Below are 14889 nucleotides of genomic sequence, written 5' to 3'. Positions count from 1 at the left end.
CTTTCATGCATCACATGACTCTGGCCGAGATCGCCCGCGGTCTCGCCGACAAAACATTTTCTTCCGAAGAGCTGACCAAGACCCTGCTGGCGCGCATCGCCGCGCTGGACCCCAAGGTCAACAGCTTCATCAGCCTCACCGAAGAGCTGGCCCTGAGCCAGGCCAAGGCCGCCGACGTGCGTCGCGCCAACGGTGAGAACGGCGCGCTGCTGGGCGCTCCGATCGCCCACAAAGACCTGTTCTGCACCCAGGGCATTCGCACCAGTTGCGGCTCGAAGATGCTCGACAACTTCAAGGCGCCCTACGACGCCACCGTAGTGTCCAAGCTGGCCGCCGCCGGGGCCGTGACCCTGGGCAAGACCAACATGGACGAATTCGCCATGGGTTCGGCCAACGAGTCGAGCTACTACGGCGCGGTGAAAAACCCGTGGAACCTGGACCACGTACCCGGCGGTTCGTCCGGTGGGTCGGCCGCCGCCGTTGCCGCGCGCTTCCTGCCGGCCGCCACGGCCACCGACACCGGTGGCTCGATCCGCCAACCGGCAGCCTTCACCAACCTCACCGGTTTGAAGCCGACGTACGGTCGCGTGTCCCGCTGGGGCATGATCGCCTACGCGTCGAGTCTCGATCAGGGCGGCCCGCTGGCCCGCACGGCTGAAGACTGCGCGATATTGTTACAAGGTATGGCCGGTTTCGATAAACAGGATTCCACCAGCATCGATGAGCCGGTGCCGGACTACAGCGCCAGCCTGAACACGTCGCTCAAGGGCCTGCGCATCGGCGTGCCCAAGGAATACTTCAGCGCCGGTCTCGACCCACGTATCGCCGACTTGGTGCACAACAGCATCAAAGAGCTGGAAAAGCTCGGCGCCGTGATCAAGCACATCAGCCTGCCGAACAACCAGCACGCGATTCCCGCCTACTACGTGATCGCCCCGGCTGAAGCCTCCTCCAACCTGTCGCGTTTCGACGGTGTGCGGTTCGGCTATCGCTGCGAAAACCCGAAAGACCTCACCGACCTGTACAAGCGCTCCCGTGGCGAAGGCTTCGGCGTGGAAGTACAACGCCGGATCATGGTCGGGGCCTACGCCCTGTCGGCTGGCTACTACGACGCGTACTACCTCAAGGCGCAGAAGATCCGCCGCCTGATCAAGAACGACTTCATGGCAGCCTTTGAAGAAGTCGACGTGATCCTCGGCCCAACCACGCCGAACCCGGCCTGGAAGATCGGCGCCAAGACCGGCGACCCGATCGCCGAGTACCTGGAAGACCTCTACACCATCACCGCCAACCTCGCGGGCTTGCCGGGCTTGTCCATGCCCGCCGGTTTCGTCGATGGCCTGCCGGTCGGCGTGCAATTGCTTGCCCCGTATTTCCAGGAAGGCCGCCTGCTCAATGTGGCGCACCAGTACCAGTTGAACACCGACTGGCACACTCGCACCCCTACCGGCTTCTGAGGAGAACACTATGCAATGGGAAGTTGTGATCGGGCTGGAGATTCATACCCAGCTCGCCACCCAATCGAAGATTTTCTCCGGTAGCGCCACCACGTTCGGCGCAGAGCCCAATACCCAGGCCAGCCTGGTCGACCTGGGCATGCCCGGCGTGCTGCCGGTGCTGAACCAGGAAGCGGTGCGCATGGCGGTGATGTTCGGCCTGGCGATTGACGCCCAGATCGGCCAGCACAACGTGTTCGCGCGCAAGAACTACTTCTACCCGGACCTGCCCAAGGGCTACCAGATCAGCCAGATGGAGCTGCCGATCGTCGGCAAGGGCTACCTGGACATCCCGCTGGAAGACGGCACCATCAAACGTGTCGGCGTGACCCGTGCGCACCTTGAAGAAGACGCCGGCAAGAGCCTGCACGAAGAATTCCCCGGTGCCACCGGTATCGACCTGAACCGTGCCGGCACGCCGTTGCTGGAGATCGTCTCCGAGCCGGACATGCGCAGCGCCAAGGAAGCCGTGGCCTACGTCAAGACAATCCACGCGCTGGTGCGCTACCTGGGCATCTGCGACGGCAACATGGCCGAAGGCTCGCTGCGTTGCGACTGCAACGTGTCGATCCGCCCCAAAGGCCAGGTCGAGTTCGGCACCCGCTGCGAGATCAAGAACGTCAACTCGTTCCGCTTCATCGAGAAGGCGATCAACAGCGAAGTGCGTCGCCAGATCGAACTGATCGAGGACGGCGGCAAGGTGATCCAGCAAACGCGCCTGTACGACCCGAACAAAGACGAAACCCGCGCCATGCGCAGCAAGGAGGAAGCCAACGACTACCGTTACTTCCCCGATCCGGACCTGCTGCCGGTGGTGCTGGAGGACTCGTTCCTCAATGATATCCGCGCCACCCTGCCGGAACTGCCACAGCAAAAGCGCGAACGTTTCCAGGCGCAGTTCGGCCTGTCGGTCTACGATGCCAGCGTCTTGGCGTCCAGCCGTGAGCAAGCCAACTACTTCGAAAAGGTCGTGAGCATTGCCGGCGACGCCAAGCTGGCGGCCAACTGGGTGATGGTCGAACTGGGCAGCCTGTTGAACAAGCAAGGCCTGGAAATCGACGAAGCACCGGTTAGCGCCGAACAACTGGGCGGCATGCTGCTGCGCATCAAGGACAACACCATCTCCGGCAAAATCGCCAAGACCGTGTTCGAAGCGATGGCCGCCGGTGAAGGCAGCGCCGATGACATCATCGAGAAGCGTGGCCTCAAGCAAGTCACCGACAGCGGCGCTATTTCGGCCGTGCTCGATGAAATGCTCGCGGCGAACGCCGAGCAGGTCGAACAATATCGCGCGGCTGATGAAGCCAAGCGCGGCAAGATGTTCGGCTTCTTTGTTGGCCAGGCGATGAAAGCATCCAAAGGCAAAGCCAACCCGCAACAGGTCAACGAATTGCTCAAAAGCAAGCTCGAAGGCTGATAGCGGTGAAGGAGCCGAGTGAGTTTCCATGCTCGACTCGGACCTCCTGTGGGAGGGGGCTTGCTCCCGAGAGCGGTGATTCAGTCAACACATCAGTGACTGGCCCACCGCTATCGGGAGCAAGCCCCCTCCCACATTTGATACGGGAATACCTGGAATGAAGCGTCTACTCGGCCTCCTGGCTGTCTTTTCCCTGCTGACCGGTTGCGCCAACGGCCTCATCGACCCCAACGGCTACGACGAAACCGGCACCGCCTCCTATTACGGCGCCAAGCACCATGGCAAACGCACCGCCAGCGGTGAAGCGTTCAACCAGAACGGCCTGACCGCCGCCCACCGGCGCTTGCCCTTCGGTACCCAGGTCAAGGTGACCAACCTCGACAACAACCGGTCTGTGGTGGTGCGTATCAATGATCGCGGCCCCCACACCCGCGGCCGCCTGATCGACCTTTCACGCAAGGCCGCCGAGCAACTGCGTATGCTCGGCAGCGGCACCGCACGGGTTCGTTTGCAAGCCATGAACAACTGATCGAGGCAGCCTTGAGCATTTTTGGATTGAACGCCCTCTCACCCTGGAGCCTGCTCGAACTGGTCAGCGGCTTGCTGCTGTTGATCGTCGGCGCTGAAATCCTGGTGCGGGCCGCAGTGCGCCTGGCCGCCAGCCTCAAGGTGCGGCCGTTGATCATCGGCCTGAGCATCGTGGCCTTCGGCAGCAGTGCGCCACAGATGGCCGTCAGCCTGCAGGCCACCCTGGCCGGCAACACCGATATTGCCGTGGGCAGCGTGATCGGCAGCAGCATCTTCAATATCCTCGTCACCCTGGGCCTGTCCGCGTTGATCATTCCGTTACGGGTGTCGCGCCATTTGGTGCGTCTGGATATTCCGGTGATGATCGTCGCCGGCCTGCTGGTGTTCGTCCTGGCTGCCAACGAGGCGCTGACGCCGTTCGACGGCCTGGTGCTGCTGGTTGCGCTGCTGGCCTACCTTGGCGTGCTGCACTACCAGACGCGCCACTCCCGTCGTCCACGCACACTGGCCAGCATGACCAAGGCACCCTGGCTGAGCAGCGTGCTGTTGATGCTCGGCGGGTTGTTGGTGCTGGTGCTGGCCGGGCATTTGCTGCTGGGTGCGGCCGTGAAGGTGGCGGGCGATTTGGGCTTGTCCGAGCGCGTCATCGGCCTGACGCTGATCGGCGTCGGCACTTCGCTGCCCTGCCTCGCCACCTCGTTGATTGCCGCCCTGCGTGGCGAGCGCGAGATTGCCGTGGGCAATGTGATCGGCAGCAACCTGTTCAACCTGCTGGGCGTGCTGGGCTTCACCGCCCTGGTGGCGCCTGCGCCGCTGTCGGTCTCGCCCAACGCGCTGGACTTCGACCTGCCGGTCATGCTCGGCGCCATCGTCCTGTGCCTGCCGGTGTTCTATACCGGCTACCGCGTCACGCGGGCCGAAGGCCTGGTGTTGCTGGGGCTGTACCTGGCGTATGGCCTGCATGTCATGGCGTTTACCACCGGCATGCCCTTGGCCACCAAGCTTGAGCACTTGATGCTGTTTTACGTCTTGCCGGCGTTAGGGGTGGGACTGTTGTTCACGTCGCTGCGCGCCTGGCACCGCCAACACAAGAGGGAATCGCAATAACCGCTCAGAAAAGAGCTTAGATCCAGCCACCGGCCTGCAAGACGAAGATCCCGATATTGGTGGTCACCGCCGCCATCAGCGTGGTGATCACGATAATCGCCGCCGCCAGTTCATGATTGCCTTCGGCGGCCCTGGCCATCACGAAGCTTGCGGCCGCCGTCGGCGCGCCAAAGTACAGGAACAAAATCCCCAGCTCCGGCCCCCGGAACCCCAGCAGCCACGCGCCGCCTGTGGCGATCACCGGCAGCCAGACCATCTTCATCAGGCTCGCGCTCAATGCCATCTTGCCGCTCTTGCGCAGCGCCGCCAGAGACAGGGTGCCGCCAATGCAGATCAACGCCAACGGCAAGGTGGTGTCGGCCAGGTACTGCAGGGATTTTTCCAGCCAGCCGGGCAGGCCGATCTGGAAATAGGCGAACGGCGCCGCGACGAACACGCTGATGATCAGCGGGTTGGCCACCACACTCTTGAAGATGCTCCATGGGTCGGACTTGATCACCGGGCTGTACACCGCCAGCACAATGGTCGACAGGGTGTTGTAGAACAGGATCACCAGTGCCGCGAGGATCGCCCCGAGGGAGATACCGTAGTCGCCGTACATGCTGGCAGCCAGCGCCAGGCCGATCACCCCGTTATTGCCACGAAACGCGCCCTGGGTGTAGATGCCGCGGTCTTCGCGCTTGCAGCGCAGAATCGCCCAGCCCCACGCCATGGCAAAGCTCACCAGCGTGGCCACGGCAAAGTAAATCAGCAAACCCGGCTTGAGCGCCGAATGCAGGTCGGCATGCAGGATGCCGAGAAACAACAGCGCCGGCATGGTGACGTTGAACACCAGGGACGAGGCGGTATGGATAAAGTTGTCGTTGATCCAGCGGATGCGCTTGAGCAGCACACCGAGGAAGAGCATGGCGAACACCGGCGCGGTGATGGTGAGCGTGGTGAGGAAGATTGCCAGCATGCCGGGGGGAACCTTGGTGAGCGTCGTTAGTTGGCTAATGATAAGCCATACAGCTCGATGGTGCCTGGTAGACCGCTATCGGGGGCAAGCCCCCTCCCACATTCGACCGCATTTCAACGTTAGAACGCGGTCAAGTGTGGGAGGGGCGGTGCGACGATTCGACTTGCCCCCGATGCAGGCGACCCGGTCTCAGGTTATTGGCGCCGGGTTGAACAGGGTGATGTCGTTATGCAGCTTGTGCCGCTCCGCCCACGTCTGTTTCTTGCCGCTGGCCACATCCAGGTAGAAGTGAAACAGCTCCCAACCCAGCTCTTCGATACTCGCGCGCCCGGTGGCGATGCGCCCGGCGTCGATATCGATCAGGTCTGGCCAGCGCTGGGCCAGCTCGGTGCGTGTCGACACCTTCACCACCGGCGCCATCGCCAGCCCGTAAGGTGTGCCACGCCCGGTGGTGAACACGTGCAGGTTCATGCCCGCCGCCAGTTGCAAGGTGCCGCACACAAAGTCACTGGCCGGGGTTGCGCAAAAAATCAGGCCCTTGCCCTTGACGCGCTCGCCAGGGCCGAGCACGCCGTTGATCGCGCTGCTGCCGGATTTGACGATGGAGCCCAACGACTTCTCGACGATGTTCGACAACCCGCCCTTCTTATTGCCCGGCGTGGTATTGGCGCTGCGATCCGCTTCGCCCTTGGCCAGGTAACGGTCATACCAGTCCATTTCCCTGACCAGCTCCTGGGCCACTTCCTTGCTCTGCGCCCGAGACGTCAGCAGGTAAATAGCGTCACGGACTTCCGTCACTTCGGAAAACATCACCGTGGCCCCGGCACGCAACAACAGGTCTGACGCATAACCCAGCGCCGGATTGGCGGTGATGCCGGAAAAAGCATCACTGCCGCCGCATTGCATGCCCAGGATCAGCTCGGACGCGGGCACCGTTTCGCGGCGGCGCTGGTCGAGCTTTTTCAAGCGCACCTCGGCCAGCGCCATGATCTGCTCGATCATCTCGGTAAAGCCGTGGCTGGAATCCTGCAACCGGTACAGCCAAGGCTCGCTCAGGTCGACGGAGCTGTCGTTGTCGTGCATCACTTGCCCGGCCTGCAATTTCTCGCAGCCCAGGCTAATCACCAGGGCTTCGCCGCCCAGGTTCGGGTTACGCGCCAGGTTGCGCACGGTACGGATCGGGATGTAGGCGTCCGTGGCCGTGATCGCCACGCCGCAGCCGTAGCTATGGGTCAGCGCCACCACGTCATCGACGTGCGGGTACTTGGGCAGCAATTCATCCTTGATGCGCTTGACGGCATGGTCCAGCACGCCGGTCACGCACTGCACCGTGGTGGTGATACCGAGGATATTGCGCGTGCCCACGGTGCCGTCGGCGTTGCGGTAGCCCTCGAAGGTAAAACCCTCCAGCGGCGCCTGGGTTTGCGGCACCTCGGTGGACAACGGCAGGCTGTCCAGCGGCGGCGCGGTGGGCATGCGCAACTGGTCTTCCTGCACCCAGCTGCCACGCGGGATCGGCGCCAGCGCGTAGCCAATGGTCTGGCCGTAGCGAATGATCTGGCCGCCTTCGGGAATGTCTTCCAGGGTCACCTTGTGGCTCTGCGGGATGAACTCCACAGTGACCAGGCCGTCCGGGAATTCGGTGCCGGCCGGGACGCCCTGGTCGTTCACCACGATCACTACATTGTCGCGCTCGTGCAAACGAATCGAGCGCGGCGAGTCGGCATGTTCAATCAACTGCATCACACGAACCTCAGGAATGCGCTTCGGTTAGGTTGGTCAACTCAGGGCCCTTGGCTGGCGGCTCTTTGAGTACTACACGCTTGATCGGGCCGACGATGACCAGGTAGCTGAACACCGCCACCAACGCATTGGCGCCCACGAATACCAGGGCCCATTTGAACGAGCCGGTGGTGCTGATGATGTAGCCAATCACAATCGGCGTGGTGATGGAGGCAAGATTACCGAAGGTATTGAACAAGCCACCACTGAGGCCGGCGATTTGTTTCGGCGAGGTGTCGGACACCACCGCCCAGCCCAGTGCGCCAACGCCCTTGCCGAAGAAGGCCAGGGCCATGAAGCCCACCACCATCCATTCAACGTCGACGTAATTACACGCAATGATGCTGCTGGACACCAGCAGGCCGGCAATGATCGGCGCCTTGCGAGCGAAGGTCAGGGAATGGCCCTTGCGCAGCAGGTAATCGGAAATCACCCCGCCCAGCACGCCACCGATAAACCCGCAGATGGCCGGCAGCGAGGCGATGAAACCCGCCTTGAGGATGGTCATGCCACGGTCTTGCACCAGGTAAACGGGGAACCAGGTCAGGAAGAAGTAGGTGATGCCGTTGATGCAATACTGGCCCAGGTACACGCCCAGCATCATGCGGTTGGTCAGCAACTGGCGGATGTAATCCCACTTCGGTCCGTCGGTTTTCTTACCCTTGCCCTTGTCTTGGTCCATGTCCACCATCGCGCCATTGGCCGCAATGTGATTGAACTCCGCTTCATTGATCATCGGATGCTGACGCGGGCTGTGGATAACTTTCAGCCAGATCAGCGAGAACACGATGCCAATCACGCCCATCACGATAAACACGTGCTGCCAGCCGAAGCTGTAGACGATCCAGCCCATCAGCGGCGCGAACAACACGGTGGCGAAGTACTGCGCCGAGTTGAAGATCGCCGAAGCCGTACCGCGCTCGGCGGTCGGGAACCAGGCCGCGACGATACGTGCGTTACCGGGGAACGAAGGCGCTTCGGCCAGGCCCACCATGAAACGCAGCATGAACAGCGCAACCACGGCCGTGGAGATACCGAACTCACCGACGTAGCCTTGCAGCACGGTGAACAGTGACCAGGTGAAGATGCTCAGGGCATAGACTTTTTTCGAGCCGAACCGGTCGAGCAGCCAACCGCCGGGAATTTGCCCGGCGACGTAGGCCCAACCGAATGCAGAGAAGATGTAACCGAGGGTGACCGCGTCGATGCCGAGGTCTTTTTGCAGGCTGGAACCGGCGATGGCAATAGTTGCACGGTCGGCGTAGTTGATCGTGGTCACCAGGAACAGCATGAGCAGGATCAAATAGCGGACGTGGGTCGGCTTGGTCGCTTGCATGTAGAAGTACTCCCACTAATTATTTTTTTTGCGGGTAATTGTCTTGTTGTGTGCCGCCCCCTGTAGGAGCGAGCTTGCTCGCGAAAAGCGTCAACGAATACGCGGGCATTCAGGATGCACGCGGTGCCCTTGAGTTTTTCGCGAGCAAGTTCGCTCCTACAGGGATGCGAGTCTGTGTCGCGTGTTACGAGCCGATGTAGCTGGTTTTCACCACGGTGTAGAACTCTTGCGCATAGCGACCTTGCTCACGCGAACCGTAGGACGACCCCTTACGGCCACCGAACGGAACGTGGTAATCCACGCCAGCGGTGGGCAAATTGACCATGACCATGCCGGCCTGGGAATGACGCTTGAAGTGGTTGGCGTACTTCAACGACGTAGTGGCAATGCCCGCCGACAAACCGAATTCGGTGTCGTTGGCCATGGCCAGCGCCGCCTCGTAGTCGGCCACGCGCACCACGTTGGCGACCGGGCCGAAGATTTCTTCACGGCTGATGCGCATGGCGGCTTCGCTGTCGGCAAACAGCGTCGGCGCCAGGTAGTAGCCTTCGGTATCGCAGGTCACCAGACCGCCACCGCTGACCAGCCGCGCACCTTCGCTCTGGCCGATGTCGATGTACTTCATGTCCTGGTCCAACTGGGCCTGGGAGACCACCGGGCCAATGTCGGTACCGCTGCTGAGTGCGTGGCCGACCTTGATCGACTTCATGCGCTCGGCCATGGCCGCGACGAACTGGTCGTGGATGCCGGCGGTGACGATCAGGCGGCTGGATGCAGTGCAACGCTGGCCGGTGGAGTAGAACGCGCTCTGCACCGACAGCTCGACTGCCTGCTTGAGGTCGGCGTCGTCGAGAATGATCTGCGGGTTCTTGCCGCCCATTTCCAGCTGCACCTTGGCTTGGCGCGACACGCAACTGACAGCGATCTGACGGCCCACGCCCACCGAACCGGTGAAGCTGATGCCGTCGACTTTCGGGCTGTTGACCAACACATCGCCCACGACGCGGCCGCTGCCCATCACCAGGTTGAACACCCCGGCAGGGAAACCGGCGCGGGAAATGATGTCGGCCAGGGCCCAGGCACAGCCGGGCACCAGTTCGGCCGGCTTGATCACCACACAGTTGCCATAGGCCAGGGCCGGGGCGATTTTCCAGGCCGGGATGGCGATCGGGAAGTTCCATGGGGTGATCAAGCCGACCACGCCAAGGGCTTCACGGGTAACTTCTACATTGACGCCCGGGCGCACCGACGGCACGTAGTCGCCAGACAGGCGCAGGCATTCACCGGCGAAGAATTTGAAGATGTTACCGGCGCGGGTCACCTCACCGATGGCTTCGGGCAGGGTCTTGCCCTCTTCCCGAGCCAGCAGGGTGCCGAGTTCTTCGCGGCGGGCGAGGATTTCGCTGCCGACTTTGTCCAGCGCATCATGGCGCGCCTGGATGCCGGAGGTGGACCAGGCCGGAAATGCGGCGCGGGCGGCCTCGATAGCGGCGTTGACTTGGGCGACATCGGCCTTGGCGTATTCGCCAATCACATCGGAAAGGTCCGACGGGTTGATATTGGTGCAGTAGTCGGTGCCGGTAACCCATTCACCGTTGATGTAGTTCTCGAAACGTTTTGCTTGGGACACGAATCTTCTCCTGACGCAAAAGGCCGCTGATTGCTCAGCGGCCTTGTTGATAAGTTATTGCGCGCCTTGCTTGTCGATCAGCGCGGCCAGGGCTTCGTATTCTTCCGGCAGTAGGTCGGTCAGCGGGGTGCGCACCGGGCCGGCGTCGTAGCCGGCGATCTTCGCACCCGCCTTGACGATGCTCACGGCGTAACCGGCCTTGCGGTTACGGATGTCCAGGTAGGGCAGGAAGAAATCGTCGATGATCCTGGAGACAGTGGCGTGATCATCCTTGGCAATCGCGTGGTAGAAATCCATCGCGGTTTTCGGGATGAAGTTGAACACCGCCGAGGAGTACACCGGCACGCCCAGAGCCTTGTAGGCAGCGGCATAAACCTCTGCGGTCGGCAGGCCGCCGAGGTAGCTGAAACGGTCGCCGAGACGACGGCGGATCGACACCATCAACTCGATGTCACCCAGGCCATCCTTGTAGCCGATCAGGTTCGGGCAACGCTCGGCGAGGCGCTCGAGCAGCGGCGCGGTCAGGCGGCAGACATTGCGGTTGTACACCACCACGCCGATCTTGACCGATTTGCACACCGCTTCAACGTGGGCGGCAACCCCGTCCTGGCTGGCTTCAGTCAGGTAGTGCGGCAGCAGCAGCAGGCCCTTGGCACCCAGGCGCTCGGCCTCTTGAGCGTACTCGATGGCCTGACGGGTCGCGCCGCCGACACCGGCAAGAATCGGCACGCTGGTGGCGCAGGTATCAACAGCGGTCTTCACAACCTGGGAATATTCGCTGGCGGCCAGGGAGAAAAACTCACCGGTGCCGCCCGCAGCGAACAGCGCGGTGGCGCCGTATGGGGCAAGCCATTCCAGACGCTTGATATAGCCCGCCTGGTGAAAGTCACCCTGGGCGTTGAAATCGGTCACCGGAAAAGACAGCAGACCGTGGGAGAGGATGGACTTCAGTTCTTGTGGATTCATTATTCGAACACCCTGGGCGAAGACTTTCTGAGGAAAGCGTTGTTGTTGGTTTAAATTATGTCGTACGTCATCGTACAACTATAAAAAGATTCGTCAACTGCAAATCATCAAACTTCATCCGCACGGTGTTAAGACCTGCCTTCTTGACGTAGGAAATTTTTCTTCTAATCTCGCTATTACTGTATTTATATACAGTTATCACGAAAGACTCCTACGACATAGCAAGGAGCTAACATGTCAGGTCTTGAACTCGCAGCACCCGAAAAAAAACCGCCTACCCTACGTTTCGAAGGCGGTGAACACACTGCCACCGGCGATGACACCCTGTTGCGCTTCGTCAATGACGCACCGGCGATCCCCGCGCGCCAAGTCGAACTGCACCTACCCAACGGCTTGGCGCTTACCTATGGCCAAGTGATCGCCCTGGGCGGCGATTTCTATGGCATCCCCGGCCAGCCCATCAGCGATGGCACCTCCCCGGCCGAGCGCGTGCAGCGCTTTACTGCCGCTTTCAACTCGCTGGCCGTGCTGCCCGCTTCGCGAGAAGAAGCACACAAGATCCTCGCGGTGATGCAAAAGGAGATCTCCGCGGTCAAGCATGCAATAAAGGATGGCAAGCAGCCCCATGAAGCTTACGACGCCTTGGGCGATACGTTGTCTGAAGAATGGAACCGCATCACCGGTGGGGGCAGTGCGATTTCGGCGCTAGTCCCGTTGGGCCGCTACCTGAAACTGGCGGCGGACAATGCCGACCACTTTGGCGAATGGGCGCTGTCGGCTTATCTGGCTGGGCATACGGCGGCGTTGCAACAAGCCGTGGTGGCTCACCAGACCGGCACCGACCAAGCCCTGGAACTGGCGTATGCCATGAACAGCTTTGCTGATCACTTTTTAACCGACCTATTCTCCGCTGGTCACCTGCGGATCCCGCGCAAGCAATTGGCGGCGGAGGTAACGCCCGGTGAGTTGGGCTCGCTGATCAGCCGTTTCATGCACGATGAAGACAGCAAGTTCGGGCTCAAGGTGCGCAATGCCCTGGGAGATCAGTGGCACGCTTATGGGGATAAACGCTACTTCGACGCCATTGACGCGGGTGGGGGTGGAGCACGTATTTGTTGTTGAGGGACTACAAGCCGAACAATCCGCAGCCTTGAGCTAACCGAAATCCCATATGTGTGCAGACGCGCGCATGGGACCGTTTGTCGCCACTGTCATTTCTGACAGTATCGCAGGTGAATCAACTGCCAGTAGTTTGCATTCGACCGCCGGGTTACGTCTTTAGCAAAAGAGGCGTAGACACCTTGGAGGCCATCACTCATCCTAAAATAAGTGAGGCATATCATGACTACTAAAAAGTGCACCTTTAAATCCCGCTCGAACAAATCTAAATCGGAAACTCTTAACATTGACGCTGTCGACCTGCCAAACATCGGAGACACTATTCAACTTGATGATGATCCAGCTCTGGAGGTCGTAGCCAAGAACTTCCGTATCAATGGAGGCGTTGTGATCCAAATCGACTTTGACCTCGCCTGAAACGATCACGTCAATTCAGCCTGAATTACCCACGCTGCGCCTCCGCCTCTTCATGGGCATGGCGCAGCCTTTCCCGACTGTTGGTCAAATGCAACCGCATGGCCGCACGCGCCGCGTCCGAATCCTGGCGCGCGATCGCCTCATAAATCTCTTCGTGTTCGCGGCTCAAACGTCCCATGTAATGCTGCTGGTCATCATGGGCCAGACGCGCCGAATTCAGGCGGGTACGCGGAATGATGCTGGTGCCCAGGTGGGTCATGATGTCGGTGAAATAACGGTTGCCGGTGGACAGCGCTATTTCCAGGTGGAACGCAAAGTCTGACGCCACCGCATCACCCGCGTGGGCCGCGCTTTCATTCAAGGCATCGAGGGCCGCACGCATCGCCGCCAGCTGTTCGTCACTGCGGCGCAAGGCAGCCAGGCCTGCTGATTCCACTTCCAGGCTGATACGCAACTCCAGAATCGCCAACACATCGCGCAACGTCACCACGGTGGCCGGATCGATCCGGAAACCGCTCGGGCTTGGCGTGTCCAATACAAACGTACCGATACCGTGACGCGTCTCCACCTGCCCCGCCGCCTGCAAGCGCGAGATGGCCTCGCGCACCACGGTACGACTCACACCATGGGCATCCATGATCGCCGACTCAGTGGGCAGCTTGTCGCCACGCTTGAGCTGGCCGTCGCGGATTTGTTCGGACAACACCGTGACCAATTCCTGGGCAAGGCTGCGGCGCTTGCGGGGCAGACGTGGGGCGGCGTTGGCGTTTTCCATGATGGATCATCTTTCTCGGCGAACTGAAGACGCATCATAGCCCATGGCGGTTGTACGATCACCGTTCCTGTCGAGACTTTCACTTCTGCGCGGCAGGCAAAAAAAAGCCCCGGCAACCGCCGAGGCATTTTTCAGGCTCGCCCGAAGGCAACAGCCGCTTACTTCACCACTTTCAAGCTCGGCCGGCCCGTAGGGCGCGGTGGCTCGTTATCAGGTGGCGGCACATCATCGCCGCCTTCGCCTTCGATCGTTTCGTCATCCTCGAAAGGCGACTCCAGATCGAACACCATGCCTTGGCCATTCTCACGGGCATAAATCCCGAGGATGGCGCCAATCGGCACAAACAGCGTATGCGGCACGCCGCCGAAACGCCCTTCGAAGCTGACCGCTTCGTTGTCCATGTGCAGGTGGCGCACGGCACTGGGCGATACGTTCAATACAATCTGTCCGTCACTGGCAAAACCCTGCGGAACCTGCACCGCAGGAAATTCGGAATTGACCAGCATGTGCGGGGTGCAATCGTTGTCCACAATCCACTCATAGAGCGCGCGGACCAGGTAGGGTCGACTGGAGTTCATCAGCGGCTCCTTAAGCCTTAGCGCATATCGCGTTCGACACCAGACAGACTCGCCTGGAAAGCCTCACGCGCAAACTGGCGCTCCATGTAATCAAGCAGCGGCTTGGCAGGCCGCGGCAGTTCAATGCCCATAATCGGCAAGCGCCAGAGTATGGGTAATAGGCAGCAATCCACCAAGCTTTGTTCCTCACTGAGGAAAAAAGGCTTGTCGGCGAACAGCGGCGAAACGCCGGTCAGGCTTTCGCGCAATTCCTTGCGCGCCACGACACGGGCCGGCTCTTTGCTGCGTGAATCCAGAATCACATCCACCAGCCGGCACCAGTCACGCTGAATCCGATGGATCAGCAGGCGGCTGTTGGCGCGCGCCACCGGGTACACCGGCAGTAAAGGCGGATGCGGGTAACGCTCATCCAAGTATTCCATCACCACGGTTGACTCCCACAACGCCAGGTCACGATCGACCAGGGTGGGCAAGCTGCCGTAAGGGTTCACTTCGATCAGTTTCGGCGGCTGACGGCCCGCTTCCACACTGATGATCTCGGCGCTGACACCCTTCTCTGCGAGCACGATGCGTACTCGGTGGGAATAGTGGTCGGCGGGGTCGGAGTAACAGGCCAACCGGTTGGTCACGCCCATGGCGGTCCTCCTCGCTTGTTGAAATTATCGGAAGCTCAAAAACGAGCGCGCCCAGGGAGCATCTCTGTAACGTCTGGAACAACCGACGCTACGTGTTCAGAGATGCCGCTGGGCGCGCAAGATTAACAGCAATTGCTTACGGTTG

Annotated in this window: 13 protein-coding genes and 1 pseudogene; 6 read left to right on the top strand and 8 right to left on the bottom strand. The window is 60.9% G+C overall.

Annotated elements, in window-relative coordinates; translation table 11 throughout:
* Positions 1-5: 5 nt before the first annotated feature.
* The 4 genes from gatA (at position 6) to C4J89_RS04405 (ending at position 4548) form a co-directional block, all read left to right on the top strand.
* A complete protein-coding gene (gene gatA, locus C4J89_RS04420) occupies positions 6-1457 on the top strand; it encodes an Asp-tRNA(Asn)/Glu-tRNA(Gln) amidotransferase subunit GatA (RefSeq protein WP_124413860.1) in 1452 nt (483 codons plus the stop codon).
* A gap of 10 nt (positions 1458-1467) precedes the next feature.
* Entirely contained in the window at positions 1468-2913 is a 1446-nt protein-coding gene (gene gatB, locus C4J89_RS04415; RefSeq protein ID WP_124406282.1) for an Asp-tRNA(Asn)/Glu-tRNA(Gln) amidotransferase subunit GatB, read from the top strand.
* A 157-nt stretch (positions 2914-3070) separates the two neighbouring features.
* A complete protein-coding gene (locus tag C4J89_RS04410) occupies positions 3071-3442 on the top strand; it encodes a septal ring lytic transglycosylase RlpA family protein (RefSeq protein WP_124413859.1) in 372 nt (123 codons plus the stop codon).
* A gap of 50 nt (positions 3443-3492) precedes the next feature.
* Positions 3493-4548 carry a calcium/sodium antiporter gene (locus tag C4J89_RS04405; RefSeq protein ID WP_164487610.1) on the top strand — a complete coding sequence of 352 codons (1056 nt, stop codon included), beginning with the start codon at positions 3493-3495 and terminating at the stop codon, positions 4546-4548.
* 16 nt (positions 4549-4564) lie between these two features.
* Here the strand turns inward: C4J89_RS04405 and C4J89_RS04400 are convergent, their stop codons facing one another.
* The 5 genes from C4J89_RS04400 to kdgD form a co-directional block, all read right to left on the bottom strand.
* A complete protein-coding gene (locus C4J89_RS04400) occupies positions 4565-5506 on the bottom strand; it encodes an AEC family transporter (RefSeq protein WP_124361294.1) in 942 nt (313 codons plus the stop codon).
* Between the two features lie 189 nt (positions 5507-5695).
* Complete coding sequence (gene garD / locus C4J89_RS04395; protein WP_124413858.1) at positions 5696-7249, bottom strand: galactarate dehydratase; 1554 nt, start codon at positions 7247-7249, stop codon at positions 5696-5698.
* A 10-nt stretch (positions 7250-7259) separates the two neighbouring features.
* Positions 7260-8624, bottom strand: coding sequence for an MFS transporter (locus tag C4J89_RS04390; protein ID WP_124413857.1), 1365 nt, complete (start codon positions 8622-8624; stop codon positions 7260-7262).
* A 184-nt stretch (positions 8625-8808) separates the two neighbouring features.
* The gene (locus C4J89_RS04385) at positions 8809-10254 is read right to left on the bottom strand and encodes an aldehyde dehydrogenase family protein (RefSeq protein ID WP_124361291.1); all 1446 of its coding nucleotides are present in this window, start codon (positions 10252-10254) and stop codon (positions 8809-8811) included.
* A gap of 54 nt (positions 10255-10308) precedes the next feature.
* Positions 10309-11220, bottom strand: a complete 912-nt coding sequence (gene kdgD, locus C4J89_RS04380; protein ID WP_057724545.1) for a 5-dehydro-4-deoxyglucarate dehydratase — start codon at positions 11218-11220, stop codon at positions 10309-10311.
* Between the two features lie 234 nt (positions 11221-11454).
* Between kdgD and C4J89_RS04375 the strand changes: the two are divergent.
* Positions 11455-12312 (top strand): annotated as a pseudogene (locus C4J89_RS04375) (phospholipase); the annotation flags it as partial.
* Positions 12313-12561: 249 nt separating this feature from the next.
* Entirely contained in the window at positions 12562-12756 is a 195-nt protein-coding gene (locus C4J89_RS04370) for a hypothetical protein (protein WP_124413856.1), read from the top strand.
* Positions 12757-12781: 25 nt separating this feature from the next.
* Here C4J89_RS04370 and C4J89_RS04365 read toward each other — a convergent pair whose 3' ends face one another.
* The 3 genes from C4J89_RS04365 to C4J89_RS04355 all read right to left on the bottom strand — a co-directional run bounded on the left by C4J89_RS04365 (position 12782) and on the right by C4J89_RS04355 (position 14744).
* Positions 12782-13531, bottom strand: a complete 750-nt coding sequence (locus C4J89_RS04365) for a FadR/GntR family transcriptional regulator (protein WP_016971564.1) — start codon at positions 13529-13531, stop codon at positions 12782-12784.
* Positions 13532-13689: 158 nt separating this feature from the next.
* Complete coding sequence (locus C4J89_RS04360; protein ID WP_124361288.1) at positions 13690-14109, bottom strand: ClpXP protease specificity-enhancing factor; 420 nt, start codon at positions 14107-14109, stop codon at positions 13690-13692.
* Positions 14110-14126: 17 nt separating this feature from the next.
* A complete protein-coding gene (locus tag C4J89_RS04355; protein ID WP_124361287.1) occupies positions 14127-14744 on the bottom strand; it encodes a glutathione S-transferase N-terminal domain-containing protein in 618 nt (205 codons plus the stop codon).
* Between the last annotated feature and the right edge of the window lie 145 nt (positions 14745-14889).

The organism is Pseudomonas sp. R4-35-07 (genome assembly GCF_003852235.1).
Classification (GTDB): Bacteria; Pseudomonadota; Gammaproteobacteria; order Pseudomonadales; family Pseudomonadaceae; genus Aquipseudomonas.
This window is presented reverse-complemented; position numbering and strand designations above follow the sequence as displayed.